This window comes from Nonomuraea sp. 3N208 (assembly GCF_052245935.1).
Classification (GTDB): Bacteria; Actinomycetota; Actinomycetes; order Streptosporangiales; family Streptosporangiaceae; genus Nonomuraea.
Map to the genome: position 1 here is coordinate 163,090 of NZ_JBQQBR010000022.1, position 22,753 is coordinate 185,842.

The window sequence follows — 22,753 nt, forward strand, 5'->3', positions numbered from 1 at the left end:
CGCTTAATGGGAAAGATTCCCCCAACTGGTCACCGCTGGAACCAGACCGCCGTGTCCGGCGGAACCGACCCGTCGGCCGCCAGCGGACCGCTGGACAGCAGCACTTCGCCCGCCAGGTCGAGGCACACCGGCTCCTCGCCGGTGTTGAGCACCACGACCAGACCGGGGTCGCGCTCGATGATCAGCACGTCCTTGGGGGAATCGAGCCACGTGAGCGTGCCGGAGCTCGCGCCGCCGAGCGCCGGGTGCTCCTTGCGGATGCGCAGCGCGGCCCGGTAGAGGTTCAGCGTGGAGGCCGGGTCGTCCTGCTGGGCCTCGGCCGACAGAGCGGTCCACTCCTGCGGGATCGGCAGCCACGGGTCCCGCCAGCCGCAGCCCGGAGCCGCGGTCCACGGGATCGGCACCCGGCAGCCGTCGCGGCTCTCGCCCCGGCGTAGGAACGCCGGGTCCTGGCGCAGCTCGTCGGGCAGGTCGAGCACCTCCGGCAGGCCCAGCTCCTCCCCGTTGTAGAGGTAGGCAGAGCCGGGCAGGGCCAGCATGAGCAGCGTGGCCGCGCGGGCGCGTGCCAGTCCGCCGTGGCGGGTGACGTGGCGGGGCTTGTCGTGGTTCGACAGCACCCAGGTGGTCGGCGCGCCCACCAGCTCGGCTTCCTTGAGCGCCTTCTCGATGACCGTGCGGAACGACTTGGCGTGGAAGTCGGCCATCATGAAGTCGAAGTTGAAGGCCTGGTGCAGCTCGTCGGGGCCGACGTAGCGGGCCAGCCGCTCGGGCGAGGACACCCACGCCTCGGCCACGGCCATCCGCCCGCCGGGGTAGGAATCGAGGATCGGCCGCCACTCACGGTAGATGTCGTGCACGCCGTCCTGGTCGAAGTACGGCAGCTGCTCGTCGCCGAGCATCTCGGCCTGCGGGCCGTCCTTCGGCCCCACGTCGGGCAGCCCGGCGGCCTTGATCATGCCGTGCGCCACGTCAACACGGAAGCCGTCCACGCCACGGTCCAGCCAGAAGCGCAGGACGTCACGGAACTCGGCGCGTACCTCAGGGTTGTCCCAGTTGAGGTCCGGCTGTTCGGGGGCGAACAGGTGCAGATACCACTGGCCGTCCTCCACCTGAGTCCAGGCCGGCCCGCCGAAGATCGACTCCCAGTCGTTCGGCTCGTCGCGGAAGATGTAGCGATCGCGCAGGCCCGCCTTGAACCAGGGGTGCTCGTCGGAGGAGTGGTTCGGGACCAGGTCCACGATGATCCTGATGCCCTTGGCGTGGGCGTCGGCGACCAGCGCGTCGAAGTCGGCGAGCGTGCCGAACATGGGGTCCACGTCGCGGTAGTCGGCCACGTCGTAGCCGCCGTCGGCCATGGGGGAGGCGTAGAAGGGGCTCAGCCAGATGGCGTCCACGCCCAGGCCGGCGAGGTAGTCCAGGCGGCCGTGCACGCCTTCGAGATCCCCCATGCCGTCGCCGTTGGCGTCGGCGAAGCTTCGCGGGTAGACCTGGTACACGACGGCGTCCCGCCACCAGTCGTCGTTGCCGAGCATGGCTGTCCTTCCCCCGGATGCCCGAGATGTCGGGTGATGTTCTGGTGAAGGATGTCCTGATCGCTTCCACCCGGTCAAGCGCAACTTTCGGAAAGTTGCAGATCTCACATCGAGCTTCTGTAACGCTTTTTGCAAGTTCTTCCAATTCTTGCAAAGAGTCAGTAACGTCCCGGAAAACTGGCTTTCCTTCGTGGCGGCGGTGCGTGTCCCTGCGTGCCGCCGTTCCTGCGTGACCTCAGGAGGTCCCATGCGCATGCGGGCTCTCGGTACGGCCGCTCTCGCGACCCTCGCGTTCACCGCGACGGCGTGCGGCAACTCCCAGTCGGCATCTCCGGCGGCGCCCAGCGCGTCCGCCTCCGCCCCGGCGGCCACCACCGGCGCGAGCTCCGGCACGCTCGTCATCTGGGCCGACCCCAGCCGCGTCAAGCCGCTCAAGCCCTTCGCCGACCAGTTCGGCACCGAGAACGGCGTCACGGTGGAGGTGAAGGAGATCAGCAAGGACAACCAGATGACCTTCCTCACCGCCTCCCAGCAGGGCAGCGGCCCGGACGTCATGATCGGTGCGCACGACTGGATCGGCAACCTCGTGCAGAACGGCGCCATCGACCCGGTCACGCTGACCGAGGAGCAGAAGGCCGCCTTCTCCGAGAAGGCCGTCCAGGCGGTGACCTTCAACGGCCAGATCTACGGCGCACCGTACGCGGTGGAGAACATCGCCCTGATCCGCAACACCAAGCTCGCCCCCGACGCCCCCGCCACGATCGAGGAAATGATCGACAAGGGCAAGGAGCTCAAGAAGGCCGGCAAGGTCAAGGAAGTGCTCTGCATCCCCGTCGGCCAGAAGGGCGACGCCTTCCACGTCTACCCGATCTTCGCCTCCGGCGGCGGCGCCCTGTTCGGCGCCACCTCCACCGGCGACCCCGACCCCAAGCAGGTGCTGCTCGGCGCGCCCGACTCGGTCAAGGCGTTCGAGAAGCTCAAGGCGCTCGGCGAGAAGGGCGACGGCGCGCTGCGCACGTCGATCACCAACGAGAACTACATCGTCAACTTCGCCTCCGGCAAGTGCGCCTACCTCGTCTCCGGCCCGTGGGCGATGAGCGAGGTCAAGAAGGGCGGCATCTCCTACGACATCACGGCCGTCCCGGCGTTCAAGGACGGCAAGCCCGCCACGCCGTTCGTCGGCGTCCAGTCCTTCTTCGTCGCCTCCAAGGGCAAGAACAAGGCGCTCGCGCAGGAGTTCGTCGCCAACTACGTGACCAACAAGGACGTCGCCAAGGCCCTGTACGAGGCCGACCCGCGGCCCCCGGCGCTGACCGCCGCGCTGCAGGAGGTCCAGGCCACCGACCCCGACGCGGTCAAGTTCATGGACGCGGGCAAGGAGGGCATGCCGATGCCCGCCATCCCCGAGATGGCCGCGATCTGGGAGCCGTTCGGCATCGCCGAGACCGCCGTCGTCAAGGGCGGCGACGCCGCCAAGGCGGCCACGGCCGCGCAGAAGACCATCGACGGCGCGCTCAAGAACTGACGATCGTGTCTGTGGACGTTCGCGAGGCCGCACGGGCGAGCGCGCCCGAGCGGCCCCGCAGGGAGATCACCACGGCGTTCGTGGTGACCAGGATCGCGGTGCTGGCCGTGGCCGCCGCGATCCTGGTCTACGCCGTGCCGCCGCTGGTCGCCGCCGGCTCCTGGGTGTCGCTGGGAGTGCTGTGCGCGGCCGGCGCGGCCATCGCCTACCTCTACCTCACCCGCCGCTTCATCCCGGCCAAATACCTCATCCCGGGCACCGTCTTCCTCATCGCGTTCCAGGTGTTCCCCGTCGCCTACACGGTCACCACCGCGTTCACGAACTTCGGCGACGGGCACCGCGGTGACAAGGCCGCCGCCATCACCGCCATCGAGACCGGCTCCGTGCGGCAGGCCCCGGGCTCGCCCGAGTACGGCCTGACCGCCGCACTACGCGGCGAGGAGCTGGTGTTCCTGCTGGTGAACCCGGCGACCAAGCAGGTCTCCCTGGGCGACTCCAAAGGGCTCACGCCGCTGGCGGGCGCCGAGGTCGGCGTCACCGGAAAGGTGCTGAAGGCGCCCGGCCTGACCGTGCTCAAGGCGCCCGAGGCGGCCGCCCGCGCCCAGGAGATCACCGCGCTGGCCGTGCCGACCGACGGCGGCGTGATCAAGGCCAATGGGCTGAGCAGGGCCGTCGAGGGCCGGGCGGCCCTGGTGTACGACGCCGCCTGCGACTGCGTGCGCGGCAACGGCGACACCTGGACGGCCGACGAGGACCAGGGCTACTTCGTCAACGCCAAGGGCGAGCACCTGGCGCAGGGCTGGCAGGTCGGAGTCGGGTTCGACAACTTCGCCCGCGTGCTGACCGATCCCACGATCTCCGGATATTTCGTGGGAGTGCTCAGCTGGAACGTGGTCTTCGCGCTGGGCTCCGTGTTCGGCACGTTCGTGCTCGGCATGTCGGTGGCGCTGGCGTTGCACCATCCGAAGATGCGCGGCACCCGGGTCTACCGGATCCTGCTGATCCTGCCGTACGCGATGCCCGCCTTCGCCATGCTGCTGGTGTGGCGCGACATGTTCAACCGCGACTTCGGCCTGATCAACCAACTGCTCGGGGCCAACGTGGACTGGCTGGGCGAGCCGATGACCGCCAGGTTCGGGGTGATCCTGGTCAACCTGTGGCTCGGCTTCCCGTACATGTTCCTCGTCACCACGGGCGCGCTGCAGGCCATCCCGCGTGAGCTGACCGAGGCGGCCTCCATCGACGGGGCCACGCCGTGGAAGGCGTTCCGCCGGGTCACGCTCCCGCTGCTGCTGGTCGCGCTCACGCCGCTGCTCATCTCGTCGTTCGCGTACAACTTCAACAACTTCAACGCGATCGCGCTCACCACCGAGGGCGGGCCGTTCCCGGCCGAGAGCCCGCAGGTGGGCGGCACCGACCTGCTGATCACCTACACGTTCCGGCTGGCGTTCGGGGCGGCCGGGGCGCAGTTCGGGTTCGCGGCGGCGATCTCGGTGTTCATCTTCACGATCGTGGCGGTCGTCTCGGCCGTGGCGTTCCGGCGCACCCGCAAGCAGGAGGAGGTCTACGCGTGAAAAACGCCCTCAGGCACGTCTTCGTGCTCGCCGTGTGCGCGTTCGCGGTGTTCCCGATCCTGTTCGTGGTCTCCGCGGCGATCAACCCGCTGGGCACGCTGGCCTCCACCGAGCTGCTGCCGAACGGGGCGAGCCTGGCGAACTTCGCCAACCTGTTCGGCTCCGACACCTACCCGTTCGCGCGGTGGTTCTTCAACTCGGTGTTCATCGCGCTGGTGGCGTCGTTCGCGAGCCTGCTGCTGTCGATGCTCGCCGCGTACGCGTTCAGCCGCATGCGCTTCGCCGGCCGCCGCGTGGGGCTGCTGGCGCTGCTGCTCATCCAGATGTTCCCGCAGTTCCTGGCCATCGTCACGATCTTCATGATCTTCACCAGGGTGACCGAGCTGTACCCGGCGTTCGGGTTCAACACCGTGTGGGGGCTCATGCTGCTCTACCTGGGCGGCGCGCTCGGCGTGAACACCTGGCTGATGAAGGGCTTCCTCGACACCGTCCCCAAGGAGCTCGACGAGGCCGCCACCGTGGACGGGGCCACGCACGCGCAGATCTTCTGGCGCGTCATCATGCCGCTGGTCACGCCGATCCTCGCGGTCACCGCGCTGCTGGCGTTCATCGGCACCATGAGCGAGTTCCTCATGGCCAACGTGTTCCTGCGCGACCCAGAGAGCAAGACCCTCGCCGTGGGCATGTACGGCATGATCGCCGGCGACCACCGCAACGCGAACTTCGGCATGTTCGCCGCGGCCACGTTGCTGACCGCCGTTCCCACGGTGGGTGTGTTCCTCTGGTTGCAGAAGTACATCGTCTCCGGTCTGACCGCCGGAGCTGTCAAGGGATAGGTTGCATTGCGCTACATCGGGGAGCCGCATCACGACGGCTCGGCTCTGTACGTCTCCGAGCAGGCGCCCGAGCTCGGCTCGCGGGTGACGCTCTGGCTCCGGGCACCGCTTTCCGCCGGCGTCACCGGCGTGCACGTCCGCACGGTGCACGACGGTGAGCCCCGGTATTTCGCGGCGGAACGTACGTCGCGTGACATCCGGGGATTCGGCGGGACCGACGTCTGGTGGCGGGCCGAGATCACCGCGGTCAACCCCGTCACCCCGTACCGATTCCTGCTCACCACCGGGTTCGGCCAGGCGTGGCTGACCGCGGCCGGGATCGTGACGCACGACCTGACCGACGCGAGCGACTTCCGCCTGGTGTGCCACCAGCCGCCGCCCGCGTGGATGGCGGATGCGATCGTCTACCAGATCTTCCCCGACCGCTTCGAACGCTCCCGCCCCATGGGGAAGCTGCCGGACTGGGCGCAGCCCCGCGACTGGGACCGGGACCCGGTCATCCCCAGCGGCCCTGGCACCGCCGAGCAGCTCTACGGAGGTGACCTCGACGGCATCGTCCGGCGGCTCGACCACATCGAGAGCCTCGGCGCCGACACCGTCTACCTGACGCCGATATGGCCCGCCCGCTCCAACCATCGCTACGACGCCGCGAGCTTCGACACCGTCGACCCGCTCCTCGGCGGCGACGCGGCACTGCACCGCCTGTCCGACGCGGTGCACGCGCGCGGGATGCGGCTGCTCGGCGACATCACCACCAACCACTGCGGCGACACGCACGAATGGTTCACCGCTGCCGTGTCCGACGTGAACGCGCCCGAGCGGGAGATGTTCTACTTCGATCCCGAGACCGGCGACTACGAGAGCTGGTGGGGCGTCAAGTCGCTGCCCAAGCTCAACTGGGCCAGCGAGCGCGTGCGCGCCGCCATGCGGGAGGTGCTCACGAAGTGGCTCGGGCCGCTGGACGGCTGGCGCGTGGACGTGGCCAACATGACCGGCAGGCTCGGCGCCGTCGACCACAACCACGAGGTCGCCGCCATGCTGCGGCGCACGCTCGGCCCGCAGGCCGCGTTCATCGCCGAGCACAACCACGACGCCACGCCCGACCTGGACCGCGACGGCTGGCACGGCACCATGAACTACGGCGGCTTCACCCGCCCCGTCTGGACCTGGCTGCGCGGCCCCGAGCTGGATCTGGAGCACTTCCTGGGCGTGCCGGGCGGCGTGCCCACGCGGGACGGGCCGGCCACGCTGGCCACGTTCCGGTCGTTCGCCTCCCACATGTCCTGGCGGTCGTACCGGCACTCCTGGCAGCTGCTCGACTCGCACGACTCGCCGCGCATCCGCACCGTCACCGGCTCCCGCGAGGGTCACCTGCTCGCCCTCGGCCTGCAGGCCACGCTGCCCGGCACGCCGATGGTCTTCGCCGGCAGCGAGTTCGGCCTGACCGGCGTGAACGGCGAGCACTCCCGCACCCCCATGCCCTGGAACCGGCCTGCCGACCAGGACCTGCAGACCCTCACCGGCTACCGGGAGCTGCTCGGGCTGCGCCGCGCCGAGCCCGCGCTGCGCCACGGCGGCCTGCGGTGGCTGCACGCCGACGCCGACTGCCTGGTGTTCGCGCGCGAGACCTACCAGGAGACGCTGCTGGTCTGCGCGCGCCGCGCCCCCGGCCGGCCGCTCGCCATCGGGATGCGGGCGGAAGGCGTCCACAACGCGGAGGACGGCGACGTCATCCCGGGTGACGGACCTTCGCTGCGCGTCTGGCGCCTCACGCATTGATCACGCTACGGTGTCCTCTGCCCATTCGTCGTTTCAACTAGATAGTGGTGTGCTCGCATGAGGGTGCTGTCCATAGCCGTCATGGCCTCGCTCCTGCCTGCCGTACCGGCCGCGGCATCGGCCCAGGCGGGCACGACCTACTACGTGGATTCCAGGGCGGGTGACGACGCGGCCGCCGGGACCAGTGCGACCGCGCCGTGGAAGTCGTTGGACAAGGTCAACGCGGCCGACCTCAAGCCCGGCGACACCGTCGCCGTCAAGCGCGGCAGCGCCTTCACGGGCACGCTCACCCTCGCGGCCAAGGGCGCCGCTGCCCGGCCGATCTCCATCAAGGCCTACGGCAAGGGCGCGCTCGCCAAGATCAGCGGCGACGACGCCGACTGCGTCGTCATCACGGGCGATCACTGGCGGATCAGTGGCCTGCGGGCCTCCGGCTGCCGCTGGGCCGGCTTCCAGATCGACGGCGACAACAACGAACTGTCCGGCGTGCAGGCCGACCGCAACATCACCGGCGTGTTCGTCACGGCATCCGGCTCGCGCAACACCATCCGCGACAGCGTGCTGACCGACAACAACCGGATGAGCGTCAACGACGAGGGCGGCGACAACGACTCCGGCGCCTTCGGCGTGCTGCTCAACGGCGACGACAACGTGGTCACCGGCAACACCATCACCGGCAGCTTCGCCAAGAGCGAGGACTACGGCACCGACGGGGCCGCCGTCGAGATCTTCAACGGCGACCGCAACCGCGTCACCCACAACATCGCCAGGAACAACGAGACCTTCACCGAGCTGGGGGCCCAGAAGGGCAAGACCGCCACCGGCAACGTCTTCGCCTTCAACGTCGTGACCTCCTCGCGCAGCCGGGGCTCCTTCCTCATCACCCGCGGCGCCCGCCACATCGTCGGCCCCGTCAAGGGCACCGTCGCCGTGCACAACTCGGTCTACCTGCCGGCCAAGGACACCATCGGCTGGTCCTGCCACGACGGCTGCTCCCCATCGATACTCAAGCTCCGCAACAACGTCATCGTCGTAGGCGGGGAGAGCGGCTGGGAGGACGGCCAGGGCGCGGACGAGGCCGGCAGCGTGTACCAGGGGCGCACGGCCAAGTTCAAGCTCGGGCCCAAGTCGGTCATGGCGAATCCGCAGTTCGTCTCCCGCACGGACCTGCGCCTGCGGTCCGGCTCCCCGGCGCTCGGCCGCGGCCTCTCGCTCACCGCCAAGTGGTACGGGGGCAAGGCCTTCGCCAAGGACGCGACGGGCAAGCCCGTGACCGGGTCGCCGGACGCTGGGGCGTACCAGCGCTAATTCTGACGGCGCCGATGTCTAGAGTGGGCCCGTGCAACAAGATCTCCGGCAACCGCTGGTCAGGCAACTCGCCGAGTCCGACGCTCCCCGCCACTACTGGCACATGGCCGATGAGGACGGCCGCGCCTGGCTGTTCGAGAGCGTCGAGGGCGACGGCGAACACTGGGCGGTCAGGCAGGTCGAGGTCGGCCTCGATCGTGTCGCCCGCCGCTACTGGTGGCGGCATCTGCAGGACGAGCGCGGGTTTCTCACGGACCAGCCGCTGGAGATCTGGGAGCTGACCGAGATACCCGCAGATGCCTTCGAAGCCGTCTGGCAGGCGTCGGCCTGAAGTCCCGCCGGTCAGGGGCGGGGCGACTAACGGATAGCCTCCAGGCCCTGCACGATCAGGTTGATGGCCGTGTCGAAGGTGCGGTCGATCTCCTCGGGATCGTCCGTCATGTGCCCGTGGGTCTCGAAGAGCACGAAGCCGGAGACGAACGCGTGCAGCACGTCCCCGGTCCTGCGTAGCTCCTCCTCCGGCACCCCGGCCAGCCGCAGGATCCGGTAGAGCACCTCCCACAGGGGCATCCGCCGGTCGGAGATGGTCTCCGGATGGTTGTGGACGTAGGTCCACAGGGCGGGATGCTCCCGCGCGTGCCCGTGGTAGGCCAGCGCCAGCGCCCTGAGCTGGTCCTGCCACGGCGCACCGTCGTCCGGCGGCAGGTGCATGCGTTCCGCCGCCCCGTGGCAGACCAGCCCGAGCAGTGTCTCCTTGCTCTCCACGTGGTGGTAGAGCGACATCGGGTTGACGTCCAGCTCCGCCGCCAGCTTGCGCATGGACAATCCCTCCACGCCGCCCTGGTCCATCAGACGCAGAGCCGTGGAGCTGATCTCTTCGAGAGTCAGGGGGGAACCCCTGCGCGCGCTCGCTGCCATACACCGTATGGTAGCGTCCGCCATACGGTGTATGGCTACCCCAAGGGAGCACTCATGTCGCGCATCCCCGCCCCGCAGGGCCTGCCCATCCTGGGCAACACGCTGCAGATTCCCTCGCACGCGCCGATCGAGCACTTCGTCCAGGTGGCCTCCAGATACCAGGAGGAGGGCATCTTCCGGCTGGAGGTCGCCGGGCGCACGATCGTGCTGGTCTTCGACCCCGGACTGGTCGCGGAGGTGTGCGACGAGAGCCGGTTCGTCAAGCGCATCCGGCCGCCGCTGTCGATCGTGCGCGACTTCGGCGGCGACGGGCTTTTCACGGCCGACCACGACGAGCCGGTGTGGGGGCACGCGCACCGCATCCTGATGCCCGCCTTCAGCCAGCGCTCGATGAAGGCGTACTACCCGCAGTTCCTGGAGGTCGCCGAGCAGCTCGTCGCGTCGTGGGCAGGTCGCCAGGGGGAGGACCTGCCGGTCGCCGACGACATGACCAGGCTGACGCTCGACACGATCTCGCTGACCGGGTTCGGTTACCGGTTCAACTCCTTCGACTCGCCCGAGCTGCACCCGTTCCTGCAGGCCATGGGTGGCGCGCTGACCGAGGCCATGCTGCGTAACAAGCAGCTGCCGTTCGTCACCAGGCTAAAGCGCAAGCAGGAGGAGGGCTACCGGCGCGACATCGCCACGATGCAGGCGCTCGTCGACGACGTGATCAAGCTGCGCCGCGCCGAGGGCGCCACCGGCTCCAAGGACCTCCTGGGCCTGATGCTGGAGGCGTCCGACCCGCAGAGCGGCGCGCGGTTGTCCGACGAGAACATCCGCAACCAGGTCCTGACCTTCCTCATCGCCGGCCACGAGACCACCAGCGGGTTGCTCTCCTTCGCCCTGTACAACCTGCTGCGCGAGCCCCACACGCTGGCCCGCGCCTACGAGGAGGTGGACCGGCTGCTGCCGGGCGACGAGCCGCCTTCGTACGAGACCGTGATGAAGCTCGACGTCATCCCGCGCATCCTGGAGGAGACGCTGCGGGTCTGGTCGCCGATCCCGGCGTTCAGCGTCAGCGCCGTCGAGGACACCACGCTCGGTGGCTACCCCATCCCCAAGGACCAGGGGGTCGTCGTGCTGCTGCCGGTGCTGCACCGGCACCCCAGGGTGTGGGAGCGGCCCGACGAGTTCGACATCGACCGCTGGCTGCCCGAGAACAAGCAGCACCACCACCCGGCCGCATACAAGCCGTTCGGCAACGGCGAGCGGGCCTGCATCGGCCGCCAGTTCGCGCTCACCGAGGCCAGGCTCGCGCTGGCGATGATCCTGCGGCGCTTCGCTCTGTCGGACCCGGACGCCTACCGCATGAAGATCAAGCAGACGCTCACGCTCAAGCCGGACGGGTTCACGGTCAGGGTGCGCGAGCGCCGCGCCCACGAGCGGGCCGCCGTCGTCCAGGAGGCGGTGGAAGAGGCGCAGGAGCAGGAGATCGCCGTCACCGGCGTGCCGCTCACCGTCGCGTACGGCTCCAACCTCGGCACCAGCTCCGACATCGCCGAGCGGCTGGCCGAGCGGGCCGGGCGGGCCGGGTTCGCCACCACGCTGACCACGCTCGACGAGCTGGCCCCGCCGAGCGAGGGCCTGCTGGTCGTGGTGGCCTCCTCCTACAACGGCAAGGCGCCCGACAATGCCCAGCGCTTCGACGCCCTGGAAGCGCTGCCCGACCTGTCCGGGGTCCGGCTCGCCGTGCTGGGCTGCGGGAACACGCAATGGCCCACGTACCAGGCGTTCCCGCGGCGCGCGTACGAGAAGCTGACGGCCGCCGGAGCGGTGCCGCTGATCGAGCGGGCCGAGGCCGACGCCGACGGCGACTTCGACGGCGACGTGTCGGCGTGGACGGCCCGGCTGTGGGCGGCGCTGGCGGAGGAGTACAGCGCCAGCGCCGAGTCCGCGGGGCCGCGCTACGAGATGGAGGTACTCACCGAGGCCGAGGTCCGGCCGGCCGTCGTGTCCGAGCGTGCCTTCCCGCTCACCGTCGTCTCCAACGAGGAGCTGACCGGCGACCCGGCCGGCCTCTGGGACTTCTCGCTCGAGGCGCCGCGCCCCGGCGTGCGCTCCATCGTGGCCAGGCTGCCCGAGGGCGTCACGTACACGGCCGGCGACCACGTGGCCGTCTTCGCCAAGAACGACCCCGAGCTGGTCGAATGGGCGCTGCGCTGCCTGCGCGTCCCCAGGGAGCAGGTCGTGCGGCTGCGTGCCGCCGGAGCCACCCATCTGCCGGTGGGCACGCCGGTGACGGCTGGGCTGCTGCTGACCGAGTTCGCGGAGCTGCAGGAGGTGGCCACCAGGGCCGACCTGGAGGCGCTGGCCGCTCACACCGCCTGCCCGTGGACGCGCGGCCAGCTGGACCAGCTGACCGCGAACTACGCCGACGAGATCCTCGCCAAGCGGGTCTCCCCGCTGGCGCTGCTGGAGCGGTTCCCCGCGATCGAGCTGCCGCTGCCGGTGTTCCTGGAGATGGCCGGGCCGATCAAGCCGCGCTACTACTCCGTCTCCTCCTCGCCGCTGGGCGACCCGTCGCTGGTACGCCTCACGGTCGGGCTCGTCGAGGGTCCCGCCTGGTCCGGCGCCGGCACGTACCAGGGCATGTGCTCGGCCTACCTCGCCGGGCTGGAGGAAGGCGAGGCCTTCTACGGCTACGTCCGCGTGCCCGCCCCGCCGTTCCGGCTCCCGGACGACCCGGCCACGCCCGTGATCCTCGTCGGCCCCGGCACCGGGTTCGCGCCGCTACGCGGCTTCCTCGAGGAGCGGGCGCTGGCGGGCGCCACCGGGCGGGCCGAGGTGTTCGCCGGGTGCCGCCATCCCGAGCACGACCTGCTGTACGCGGAGGAGCTGGCGGCCTGGGCGAAGCGGGACGAGGTGGGCGTGCACACCGCGTTCTCGGCCGTGCCTGGGCATCCTTACCGGTTCGTCCAGGACGCCCTCGCCGCGCACGCCGATGAAGTGTGGGAGCTGCTGGAGCAGGGCGCTCACGTGTACGTCTGCGGCGACGGCCTGCGCATGGCGCCGGCCGTGAGGCAAGCCTTGCTGGACATCTACCGGGCGCGGATCGGTCAGGACGGCGTGGCGTGGTTGGCCGGCCTGGAGGCGGACGGCCGCTACCAGCAGGACGTGTTCGCCTGACCCCGGTATGGTGGCCTGCCCGCGGCGGGCGATCCTACCGTGACCTGGGGAAAGTCGTGGCTCTCAGTTGGTAGAGCGTTCTCGACAATCCGGACTTAACCCTTCATCCTGGGATATAACCGCAGCATGCGCGACATATCCGTGGAACATACTCGAAACCTTTCCACGGCACTGTGAGAGCCTCTTGGAAAGGGGGCGGCAATGCTGCTGCGACTGAGGGTGTCGCTGCCGGATCGGCCAGGTGGGCTGGGGCAGGTGGCCAAGGCGCTGGGCACACTCGGTGCCGACATCCTGCAGGTTACTGTGCTCGAACGCGAGGCAGGGCGGGCCGTGGACGACTTCACCGTCTCGTGGCCAGGCCCTGTGACCGCGTCGGAGGCGCGCGAGCGGCTGTCCGCCGTGCCCGGCGTACGGGTTGAGGGAGTCTGGGCGACCAAGGAGGTGCCGGGTTCGGCGCTGGACTACGACCTGCTCATGCATGTCGTGGCCGAGCCGGGCCGGGGCTTCGCCACGCTGGTGGACGCGCTGCCGGGGCTGTGCGGGGCGGAGTGGTCGCTGGCGGTGGCCGACGGGGCCGTACGGCATGCCTCGCTGGCGGCTCCCGCCGAGTTCGACCTGCCGGAGCCGCCCCCGCGGGCCGTCTCGCTGGCCGCCCGCGAGCTGCGGCTGATGCTGTTGCCGGTGGTGGCGCATGGCATGCACGTGGTCGTGGCCCGCGCCGAGGGCCCGGTGTTCCATCGCGCGGAGTTGGAACGTGCCGCCCGCATCGTGGACGTGGTCGCCAAGCTGGCCGCCCGCGCGCCGGCTTAATCGTGGCGGGGGAGTCCCGACACCTCGTGATCGGCGTGGAACAGGGCCTCCGCGATGAGGGCCCGCACGTGCGAGTCGCGGGCCCGGTAGAGCACCCGGCGGCCGTCCCGCCGGGTGTCCACCAGGCCGGCGAGGCGGAGCTTGGCCAGGTGCTGGGACACCGACGGGCGGGGCACGCCGATGGATTGGGCGAGTGAGTTCACATCCCGCTCGCTGGATGACAACAGCCACATCAGCCTCAGGCGTGTCGCGTCGCTGAGCATGCGGAAGGCGTCCACGGCCGCGTTCACCTGGGCAGGGGTGGGTTGTTCTTTTTGCTCCTGCGACTGGTTGGCACCTGAGGTGTTGTCGCGTGCGTACATGACTACATATCCTGGTCAAAAGGTATGAAGTGCGCAAGTGAGGGATGCCATGGCTGATCAGCGGGATTCTGGCTCGACACCGCAGGACGCCCATTCGGACGGGCAGGCTCAGGGGCATGGACACGTGTACGGGCGCGGTGGCGGGCAGGCTCACGAGCACGCGCACGGCGACGGGGATGGGCGCGAAGTCGGTCATGGGCATGGTCATGACCAGGGGCATGGGCACGGGCATGGGCATGGGCGCGCAAGCGGGGAGGCGTCGGGGCGGCGTGGGCTGAAGGCGGCGCTGAACTGGATGGCGCACGCCGTCGCGCCGCACAGCCACGACAGCGCCGACAAGACCGACGCCGCCCTCGAATCCAGCAGCCGTGGCATGCGCGTGCTGGCCATCTCGTTCGCGGTCTTGATGGCCACCGCCGCCGTCCAAGCCGTGATCGTCGTGGCGTCCGGCTCCGTGGCGCTGCTCGGCGACACCCTGCACAACTTCGCCGACGCGCTCACCGCAGTACCGCTGGCCATCGCTTTCTCCGTCGGCCGCCGCGCCGCCACCCGCCGCTTCACCTACGGGTACGGCCGGGCGGAGGACCTCGCGGGCATCGTCATCGTCCTGCTCATCGCCGTTTCGGCAGGACTGGCCGGGTATGAGGCGATCAGACGGCTGCTCGACCCCCAGGACATGCGGGCCGTCTGGTGGGTGGCGGCCGCGGGGGTGGTCGGGTTCCTCGGCAATGAATGGGTGGCCAGGTACCGCATCAAAGTGGGCCGGGAGATCGGCTCGGCCGCACTGGTCGCCGACGGCCTGCACGCCAGGACCGACGGCTTCACCTCGCTCGCCGTCCTCGTGGGCGCGGGCGGCGCCGGGCTCGGCTTCCCCATCGCCGACCCGATCGTGGGCCTGCTGATCACCGGCGCCATCTGCTTCGTCCTGCGTGACGCGGCCCGCGAGATCTACCACCGGCTCATGGACGCCGTGGATCCCGCGCTCGTGGACGCCGCCGAACGCATCATCGCCGCGGTCGGCGGCGTCCGGCGGGTCGGATCCGTACGGCTGCGCTGGATCGGGCATGCGCTCCACGCTGAGGTTGAGATCCTTGTGGATCACGACATGTCGGTCGTAGACGCCCACGCGGTGGCGGTCGAGGCCGAGCACCGCCTCATCCACGAGCTGCCCCGCCTGCGCGCCGCCACCGTCCACACCGACCCCCACGGCCCGGCCGGCGCCGACCATCACGCCACCCTCTCCACCCACCGCACCATCTGACCCCGACCCACTCCGGTACGCGCCGACCTCGACCGCTATCCGGCGCTCGCCCTGTCCACCGCCCGCACCCACGCCCTCGGGGCAGATCGTTGGCCAGTCCTTCCGTGTCGCCGACATGTGCGGGCGGCGCTGGGGGCCCAGGGCTGGCACTCCAAGTTTCGCTCGCATGTTCTATCCATCAGGGTCGCAGATCGGTAGTCTTTCGATCACTGACTGTGAAGATCTGGGACGGGGGCGGTCATGCAGGCGTACCGGGACGTGCTGGTCCTGTTGTTCGCTTGGCCGCCGCGCGACTCGGCGAGGTGTGACGGATGAGTGGGCGTGAGAGAGCCGGGAAGGGGCTGCGGACGATCGCGGCGCCGTTCACCGTCGCCGCACCCGCTGGGGTGCGGATCCGGGATCGTCTGCGGCTGTCCGAGCTTGACTTCGAGGTCCTGAGCGCCGTTGGCCGTCATCTTGGCCACCACGCTCGTGCTGATCTGGCCGAGCGCATCCGTATCGGCGACGTCACCATCGCGCAGAACCGGCGGGCGGAGCGGAAGAAGCGGCTGACCGCGGTGTCCTCGTCGCGGTGGGCCGGGGCGATGACCCGCACTTCGGAGGACCAGTACCAGCTGGCGCTGCGCTGCCTGCACGACCAGCGCGCCGGTCTGCGCCGCGCCATCGCCACGATCAGCAAACGGCTGGCGGTGCCATGCGGCCAACGCAAGGGCAGGGTACGCGGGTACGCCGACCAGGACGAGCGCTGGCAAAAGCAGCGCCGACTGCAGGTGCTGACCGCCCGGCTTGCCCGCGTGCAGGACCGCATCGACAAGGGCCGCCCGGCGATTGTGGCCGGTGGCCGCCGGCTGGCCAAAGCCCGGCATAACCTCACCGACGCCAACCTCTCCGAGCAGCAGTGGCGCCGCCAGTGGGAGGCACGGCGGATATTCCTCACGGCCGACGGTGAGACCGGAGCACCGTTCGGGAACTACACCATCACCGTAGATCCCGGCGACGGCTCGGTGACGATCGTGCTGCCGCAGCCGCTGCGGCACCTGGCCAACGCCCCCCGGGGCCGATACCAACTGGCTGGCACGGTGCGCTTTCACCACCGCCGGGAGGAGTGGCTGGACCGTGTGCAGGCCAACCGGGCGGTGCGCTACGACATCACCTACGACCCGGAGCGGGACCGCTGGTATCTCGACGCCTCCTGGTCCGCCGACACCCCGGCCCTGCCGTCCCCGGATCAGCTGGCCGCCTCCGGGGCGCGGTTGCTGAGCGTGGACCTCAACGCCGACCACCTGGCCGCCTGCGTCGTCGACGCCTGCGGTAATCCGATCGGCCAGCCCATCACCATCCCAACCGCGCTGAGCGGCCCCGCCTCCCGGCGCGACGGACGGCTGCGGCAGGCGATCGGAGAGCTGATCGACCTCGCGCACCGGCATGGCTGCGCCGGGATCGCGATCGAGAACTTGGGCTTCGCCGACGCCCGCGCCACCGGCCGGGAGACCATGGGACGCGGACGGCGGGGCAAGTCCTTTCGCCGGACCGTCGCCGGCATCCCCACGGCACGCTTCCGGGAGCGGCTGCGCGGCATGGCCTACCACCGCGGTCTGGTCGTGGTCGCGGTTGATCCGGCCTACACCTCGCGGTGGGGCGGCCAGCACTGGCAACGCCCGCTCCAGCAGCAGACCAAGCAGAACAACGAGAACACCGCCACCCGGCATCATGCTGCTGCGGTGGCGATCGGACGACGCGCTTTCGGACACGGGATCCGGCGTCGGCCAGGTGTGACCGCCCGCCACCAGAGGATGGCGACGCGGAGAGCTACCGGCCAGACCGCACCCCGCCCGCCAGCGCACGGGACCGCGAGCCCGCCCAGGACCGCAGGCACGCCCCCCGAGGGCGGCAAGACCTGCCGGGACCCAGGCGACCAGCACGCGCTGTTCCCCGCACCCAAGACCGTTCGGGGTGCACCCGGACCCAGCCCGGGCCCGGTCCATGGCGATTCGGCCAATGTCGGCTAACTCACCTAAGAACGGTATGTTGGGGCGGGTGTCCACGCCATCTTCTTACACTACCAGGCTGGCCTGGCTGGACGCCTTGCGCGGCATCGGGGCGCTCGCCGTCGTGGCCGAGCACCTGCTCCCATGGTTCCTCCCGGCGCTCAGGCCATACTGGTTCAACCTGGGCGTTTACGGCATTCTGGTGTTCTTCCTGGTCAGCGGCTACATCATCCCCACGTCCCTGGAGCGGCACGGCGACGTGCGCGCCTTCTGGGTCAGCCGGATCTTCCGCCTCTATCCGCTCTATCTGAGCGTGATCGCTCTGGTGCTGGCTCTGGCCTGGTGGGTGCCGGTGCGCGGGGAGGTGCCGCGCGACGGGAGCGCGGTGGCGGCGCACGCGACCATGCTGCTCGACGTCGTGAGCGTGGGCGGCGTGGCCGACACGATGTGGACGCTCTCGTACGAGATGGTGTTCTACCTGCTGGTCACCGCGCTGTTCCTGACGGGCGCGCATCACCGCAGCGGGCAACTGTCCATGGCGTTCGCGGCCGGGGCCGTGGTCGTGGGGTTGGTGGCGTCGGGTGCGGTGCTCGTGGGCGGCTGGCCGGCGTACGTGTCGGCCGGGGTGTTCGCGGCAGGGCTGGTCTGCGTGATGTGGGGGCGGGCCCGTACGGTCGCCGCCTGCGTGCTCGGCCTGATGGCGCTGGCGGCGCTGCTGCTGAGCAGCCGGGTGCCGTGGCTGGGGACGGCGGTGCTGGCGGTCATGTTCGCGGGCACGGCGATCCACCGGTGGGAACGCGGCACTGGCGGGCTGTGGCCGGTGGCGGTCACGACGGCGCTGGTGGCGATCGCGCCCCTGTGGGCCATCGAGAGCGGCTGGTGGTGGGTGCAGGCCGACGTGTGGCTGACCACGATCGCGCTGGCCGGGGCGACGTTCGCGGGCGCGATGGCGCTGCGCGGGCGGCGGTTGCCCAGGGTGCTCGTCTGGCTCGGCCTGGTCAGCTATTCGCTCTACCTGGTGCACCATCCGCTGCTGAAGTACTTCGTGGAGATCACCGGCGACCTGCGGCAGGCGGCTCTGCCGTACCAGCTGAGCATGGCTGCGCTGGCCCTTGCGGTGGTGCTGGGCGTGAGCGCGCTGGCCTACCGCTTCGTCGAGCGGCCCGGGCAGGCGCTGGGCCGGCGCCTGTCAGGCCGGGACGCCCGCGGGCTCGAGCGCCGCGCCGAGCTCGGGGTGGCGGGACAGGACCCGGGCCACGACGGGGTCCTCGGCCATGAGGAAGGCGAGGTGCCTGACGGCGTGCGCGACCACGTTGGCCAGGGCGACGTGGTGAGGTGACGGGCGTGGCGGGCGCCGCGGGCGATCTCCAGCACGGGCACCTCGATCGCGGGCAACCAGGGCGACGGATTCTCGCCGGCGCCGCAGCCGGATGTGCATCCCTACCGAGACCATATATCTCGTCACTGGAACGCACTTACTGCCATGCATATGCAACTGCCTAAAACACGCATATGTCTCCCGCTCTTGAACACCGCGGCGGGCCCGGCTGTAGTCGAGAGCGTGCGGAAGGAGAGTCCTACATTCATGGCCGGTTTGCTGGTGCTGATGGGGTCGGGTGAGACGAGCCCGACCATGGTAGAGATCCACCGCGCCGCGATGCGGACGCTGCGCGCGGGAGCGAGGGCCGTGCTGCTCGACACCCCATACGCCTTCCAGGAAAACCGCGCCGACATCTCGGCCCGAGCCTGTCGATACTTCGCTCGCAGCGTCGGCGTGGACGTTGAGGTGGCGGCCGGGATCGTGGGTGCCGACTGGGTGTTCTCGGGGCCGGGAAGCCCGACGTACGCGCTGGACCAATGGGTGGACTCCGGCGTGGCCGGCGACCTGAGGGCTCGCGTCCGCGCACGTCAGGGGGTGACCGTGCTGGCCTCTGCGGCGGCCTGCACGGCGGGGTTGGCCACCGTGCCGGTCTACGAGATCTACAAGGTGGGCGCGAAACCTCATTGGCGTGAAGGCATTGGCCTGCTGGAGCCGCTGGGGTTGCAGGCCGTGCTGATCCCTCACTTCGACAACGCCGAGGGTGGCACCCACGACACCCGCTACTGTTACCTGGGCGAGCGTCGGCTGTCCCGGATGGAACGCGAGCTTCCCGCCGGCACAGCGATTCTCGGGATCGACGAGCACACCGCCGTAGTGATCGACCTCGTGAGCGAGGCCGTGCAGGTGGCGGGCCGGGGTGGGCTGACCGTCCGGCGTTCGGGCTCGGCGGCGGTGCTGCCCGCCGGCACCCGCACCGACCTGGCTGAGCTGCGCCGCCTGGCCGAGGGCGGGGCGGGCACGCCCGCGCCGCCGCCTGCCGCGTCGGAAGGGTACGCGCAGGCCGCGGCGGTCACGCTGGAGGAGACGATCCGCACCTGCGAGGAGCGGTTCAAGGCCGCTGCGACCAAGCCTGACCTAGTGGTGGCCGCGCAGACCGTTCTCGAGCTCGAGGCGGAGATGGTCAAGTGGGCGGCCGACACCGAGGAGGATGTCGGTGGAGTCGACCAGGCTCGGGAACTGATGCGGTTGCTGATCGCCAGGCTCGGTGAGCTCGCCTCGACGGCCGATCTGCGTGCCGCAGGTCTCCGGTCTCTAGTGAAGTCGCTGCTCGCCCTGCGGGCGGAGTTGCGGGAGGCCGGGCGGTACGACGTGGCGGATGCGCTTCGGACGGCGATGCATGCGGGGGGCGTCGTGGTGGAGGACACGCCGGACGGGCCCCGCTGGACGCCTGCCCCGTGACCACGATCGGCTTACGGGGTCGGCAGAGAAACGGTAGTATGGCGTCGTTGATCAGCGTGCTCGCATCGCTACAATTAGCTCTTGTGTCATTGGGCAACGCATCTCTTTCGCGCGGGTGGCACGAGAAACGGACGTGTCGACCGGTTTGTGTACAACACTGCCGCTATCAAGGCCGCCATCCGGGACGCGTGAGCGAGCAGGCCCATTACGGTGTGCAGGCAGCTGCAATCCCTCGGCCCGAGCGAGCTACCCCCGCCAGCCTGCACACCGATCTTGCGCTGGCCCGCGAAGAGATCCAGAACCTGAAACGAGAGCGCCGGTGTCTGGTCCGGGCTCACATCGTGCATGCGTGCGCCCTCGCACCAGGAGGTACACGGCCGGGATGGTTCGTGGTGAGCGCGCTCGACATGGCGGCGATCCGCTGTGGCGCGTCGGCCTTGAGCGTGCCGTGATCGCCGAGACATAAGATGACAAATCGATATGGGGCGCGCCAGAATGCGGAGCCGTCCAGCGTCTACCGCAACTGGAGGAATTTCCTATGCGCCGACCCCTTGGGTTACTCGCCGCAGCCGCTGCCCTGGCCACGATCGCCGCGCCCGTGAGTACGGCGCAGGCTGTCACGGCGTCCCCGGCTTCCGGCGTCGGCCGGTCCGGCTCGCCCAGTCTGTCCGGGCCGGCCACCACGGCGTCCGTATCCGGCGCCGCCAGAGTGGGAACGGCGCGGGAGAACATGGTCGTGCGGCTGGTCAATGCCCGGCGGGCGAAGAAGGGATGCCGGGCGCTCAAGCACCACCCGCAACTCCACCGGGCCGCCCGCGGGCACTCGGCCGACATGGCGGAGTACAACTACTTCTCGAGCACCTCCCGCGACGGCCGATCCTTCACGGACCGCATCAAGAAGGCCGGCTTTACCGGCGGCACCAGCCTGGCGGAGAACATCGCCAAGGGCCAGCGCACCCCGGCCGCGGTCGTGCAGTCCTGGATGGGCAACTCCGGAACCAAGGCCACCATCATGAACTGCAAGTTCACCTTCATCGGGGTCGGCGCGGTCGAGGACTCCGATGGCGCGATCTACTGGACCCAGGACTTCGCCGCCAAGTGACCCGCTTCGTGGTGAGCCGCTGGAAGAAGATCGCAGGCGACCTGTTTCGCCGGCAACTCGGGCCGGGTGGCCGGGGCCGACTGCGGCCGGGCCAGATCGCCTCCGGTCAGAGCCACGCCGTGCCTCGCGGCTGATCACCCCTGCGGACACGTCCAGCTTGGAGAGCTTGAAGGTCTTGGTGTCGGAGGAGTACTGGCCAGGGCCGATCTCCTGAACGTCGGCCGGCGGGGGGTCGGCGAGCGCTGTGGCGGAGACCTCCGGGGCGAGGAAGGGGAGGACATCGCCGCGAGGGCGGTGGGTAGTGCAAATCGGCGCACGTGGTGCCTCCAGGTAAGGAGAAAAAGTGATTTGATCACCTGGAGACTAAATGCCGATAAAAGCGCATGGCAAGATCTGGGCATTTCATGGAACGATGTTCAAATCGCTTACGAAGCCATGTCGCAGGGCGCGATTAATTCATGTGTTCGCGCACGTCGGCGGTCACATGAAGTGTTTATGGAGAATTTGTGGCAATGGTGTGGGAGACTTCGAGAATAATGTCTTGATAGTATGACGTAAAGGCGTATTCGGTTTATTCGCCGGTGCGGGAAGGCAGGAAAATGAACGACGCCGGCACCCGCGGACGGGCTGGTCCGGCTTGTGAGGGTCATCGCTTGGGCCAGTGCCAGGCGGGCTCGTCCAAGGGTTCCTGCCCGACGATGCGCGTCTGGCCGAACTCCTTGGTCAGCTCGATGGCGTTCGCGCCCGCGTCGCGAAGCGCCGCCATCAACGCGGCGGCGTGCGTGACGACGAGCACCTGGGCGTGCGCCGACGCGGTGACGACCAGGTCGGCGAGCGGAGCGAGCAGATCCGGGTGGAGACTGGTCTCCGGCTCGTTGAGCACCAACAGCGCCGGAGGACGCGGGGTCAGCAGCGCCGCGGTCCACAACAGGTAGCGCAGGGTGCCGTCGGACAGCTCCGCGCCGGTCAGTGGCCGGAGCAGCCCATGCTGGTGAAAGGCGAGCTCGAACCACCCGTTCTGCGCGCGGACCTCGATCCGGCTGCCCGGGAACGCGTGGTCGATCGCCTTGTCCAGGGCGTCGCGATCCCCGATCTCCCGAATGGTCTGCAACGCCGCCGCGAGGTCTGCGCCGTCATGCCCCAGGACGGGCGTGCGCGTGCCGACCTGCACCGTCCGCGCGGGCGCGTGGGCGTCGGTACGCACATGGTCGTAGAAGCGCCACGAGCGGATCAGCTCGCGCAGGGTGAGCAGGTCCGGCGCGCGGTAGGGGTCGGCCAGCTCGCTGAGCATGCTGTCGAACGGTCCCAGCGCATACGGCATCGGCTGCCAGGCGCCCTCGGCGTCCCGTACGCGGGCGACCGCGTTGCCGCGGTCCGCCAGCAGCGTCGAGGAGCGCAGCACCGGGCCGCCCCAGACCGCCTCGCGCTTGATCTCGGGATCGAGCGCGAAGGCCGAACTGGAGGGTGTAGGCAGGCCGAGGTCCATGGCGTAGCCGTACTCGTCGCCGGAGAAGCCGAGCCGCAGGCTGACCGGCCCCTTCCGCCGCGTCCCCTGGACCGGGTGACGTCCTTCCCGTACGGCCCGGCCCAGGTGCTCCGGCCCGGCCCACAGCGTGGACGGCAGACCGCCTTCCCTGGCCAGCGCGGCCACCGCGCCGTTCCGCGCGGAGTCGGCCAGCAACCGCAGCGCGCGGTAGAGGTTGGACTTTCCGCTGCCGTTGGCGCCGATCACCACGTTGAGCCGGTGCAACGGGAGGACGAGATGACGCAACGACCGGTAGTTCTCGACTGCGAGCGTGGTGAGCATGAAC

At 69.8% G+C, this 22,753-nt stretch carries 18 protein-coding genes; 14 read left to right on the top strand and 4 right to left on the bottom strand.

The window, feature by feature from the left end:
• Positions 1-29: 29 nt before the first annotated feature.
• A complete protein-coding gene (locus ACTWPT_RS31310) occupies positions 30-1,532 on the bottom strand; it encodes a glycoside hydrolase family 13 protein (RefSeq protein WP_443181086.1) in 1,503 nt (500 codons plus the stop codon).
• A 247-nt stretch (positions 1,533-1,779) separates the two neighbouring features.
• On the opposite strand from ACTWPT_RS31310, the gene ACTWPT_RS31315 reads away from it, so the two are divergent.
• From ACTWPT_RS31315 to ACTWPT_RS31340, 6 genes are read left to right on the top strand one after another with little or no spacing between them, the layout of a single operon-like run.
• On the top strand, positions 1,780-3,057 hold the full coding sequence (locus ACTWPT_RS31315; RefSeq protein WP_443181087.1) for a sugar ABC transporter substrate-binding protein: 1,278 nt from the start codon (positions 1,780-1,782) through the stop codon (positions 3,055-3,057).
• An 11-nt stretch (positions 3,058-3,068) separates the two neighbouring features.
• Entirely contained in the window at positions 3,069-4,631 is a 1,563-nt protein-coding gene (locus ACTWPT_RS31320; RefSeq protein WP_443181088.1) for an ABC transporter permease subunit, read from the top strand.
• Positions 4,628-5,467: a sugar ABC transporter permease gene (locus ACTWPT_RS31325; RefSeq protein WP_443181089.1), complete on the top strand. Its 840-nt coding sequence runs from the start codon at positions 4,628-4,630 to the stop codon at positions 5,465-5,467. Before ACTWPT_RS31320 ends, ACTWPT_RS31325 begins: the two co-directional genes overlap by 4 nt.
• Before the next feature lie 6 nt (positions 5,468-5,473).
• Positions 5,474-7,246, top strand: a complete 1,773-nt coding sequence (locus ACTWPT_RS31330; protein ID WP_443181090.1) for a glycoside hydrolase family 13 protein — start codon at positions 5,474-5,476, stop codon at positions 7,244-7,246.
• 57 nt (positions 7,247-7,303) lie between these two features.
• Positions 7,304-8,554 carry a right-handed parallel beta-helix repeat-containing protein gene (locus ACTWPT_RS31335; protein ID WP_443181091.1) on the top strand — a complete coding sequence of 417 codons (1,251 nt, stop codon included), beginning with the start codon at positions 7,304-7,306 and terminating at the stop codon, positions 8,552-8,554.
• Positions 8,555-8,585: 31 nt separating this feature from the next.
• Entirely contained in the window at positions 8,586-8,885 is a 300-nt protein-coding gene (locus tag ACTWPT_RS31340; protein WP_443181092.1) for a hypothetical protein, read from the top strand.
• A gap of 26 nt (positions 8,886-8,911) precedes the next feature.
• On the opposite strand, the gene ACTWPT_RS31345 is transcribed toward ACTWPT_RS31340, so the two are convergent.
• Entirely contained in the window at positions 8,912-9,472 is a 561-nt protein-coding gene (locus ACTWPT_RS31345; protein WP_443181093.1) for a TetR/AcrR family transcriptional regulator, read from the bottom strand.
• Between the two features lie 54 nt (positions 9,473-9,526).
• Here ACTWPT_RS31345 and ACTWPT_RS31350 point away from each other — a divergent pair, with 54 nt between their 5' ends.
• Together ACTWPT_RS31350 and ACTWPT_RS31355 are read left to right on the top strand one after the other, a co-directional pair.
• Complete coding sequence (locus ACTWPT_RS31350; protein WP_443181094.1) at positions 9,527-12,640, top strand: bifunctional cytochrome P450/NADPH--P450 reductase; 3,114 nt, start codon at positions 9,527-9,529, stop codon at positions 12,638-12,640.
• Positions 12,641-12,841: 201 nt separating this feature from the next.
• Positions 12,842-13,450 carry an ACT domain-containing protein gene (locus ACTWPT_RS31355; RefSeq protein WP_443181095.1) on the top strand — a complete coding sequence of 203 codons (609 nt, stop codon included), beginning with the start codon at positions 12,842-12,844 and terminating at the stop codon, positions 13,448-13,450.
• Here the strand turns inward: ACTWPT_RS31355 and ACTWPT_RS31360 are convergent.
• Positions 13,447-13,812 (bottom strand): ArsR/SmtB family transcription factor, encoded by a 366-nt coding sequence (locus ACTWPT_RS31360; RefSeq protein WP_443181096.1) that lies wholly within the window; start codon positions 13,810-13,812, stop codon positions 13,447-13,449. The two genes, ACTWPT_RS31355 and ACTWPT_RS31360, sit on opposite strands and share 4 nt — an antisense overlap.
• Before the next feature lie 116 nt (positions 13,813-13,928).
• Between ACTWPT_RS31360 and ACTWPT_RS31365 the strand changes: the two genes are divergently transcribed.
• The 6 genes from ACTWPT_RS31365 (at position 13,929) to ACTWPT_RS31390 (ending at position 20,942) form a co-directional block, all read left to right on the top strand.
• Positions 13,929-14,090: a hypothetical protein gene (locus tag ACTWPT_RS31365; protein WP_443181097.1), complete on the top strand. Its 162-nt coding sequence runs from the start codon at positions 13,929-13,931 to the stop codon at positions 14,088-14,090.
• Between the two features lie 17 nt (positions 14,091-14,107).
• Positions 14,108-15,073 (top strand): cation diffusion facilitator family transporter, encoded by a 966-nt coding sequence (locus ACTWPT_RS31370; protein WP_443181098.1) that lies wholly within the window; start codon positions 14,108-14,110, stop codon positions 15,071-15,073.
• A gap of 311 nt (positions 15,074-15,384) precedes the next feature.
• Positions 15,385-17,082, top strand: a complete 1,698-nt coding sequence (locus tag ACTWPT_RS31375) for an IS200/IS605 family accessory protein TnpB-related protein (RefSeq protein WP_443181099.1) — start codon at positions 15,385-15,387, stop codon at positions 17,080-17,082.
• A 28-nt stretch (positions 17,083-17,110) separates the two neighbouring features.
• Positions 17,111-18,400, top strand: a complete 1,290-nt coding sequence (locus ACTWPT_RS31380; RefSeq protein WP_443181100.1) for an acyltransferase family protein — start codon at positions 17,111-17,113, stop codon at positions 18,398-18,400.
• Positions 18,401-18,646: 246 nt separating this feature from the next.
• The gene (locus ACTWPT_RS31385; protein ID WP_443181101.1) at positions 18,647-19,840 is read left to right on the top strand and encodes a hypothetical protein; all 1,194 of its coding nucleotides are present in this window, start codon (positions 18,647-18,649) and stop codon (positions 19,838-19,840) included.
• Between the two features lie 538 nt (positions 19,841-20,378).
• On the top strand, positions 20,379-20,942 hold the full coding sequence (locus ACTWPT_RS31390) for a CAP domain-containing protein (protein WP_443181102.1): 564 nt from the start codon (positions 20,379-20,381) through the stop codon (positions 20,940-20,942).
• Between the two features lie 646 nt (positions 20,943-21,588).
• On the opposite strand, the gene ACTWPT_RS31395 is transcribed toward ACTWPT_RS31390, so the two are convergent.
• Positions 21,589-22,749, bottom strand: a complete 1,161-nt coding sequence (locus tag ACTWPT_RS31395) for an AAA family ATPase (protein ID WP_443181103.1) — start codon at positions 22,747-22,749, stop codon at positions 21,589-21,591.
• Between the last annotated feature and the right edge of the window lie 4 nt (positions 22,750-22,753).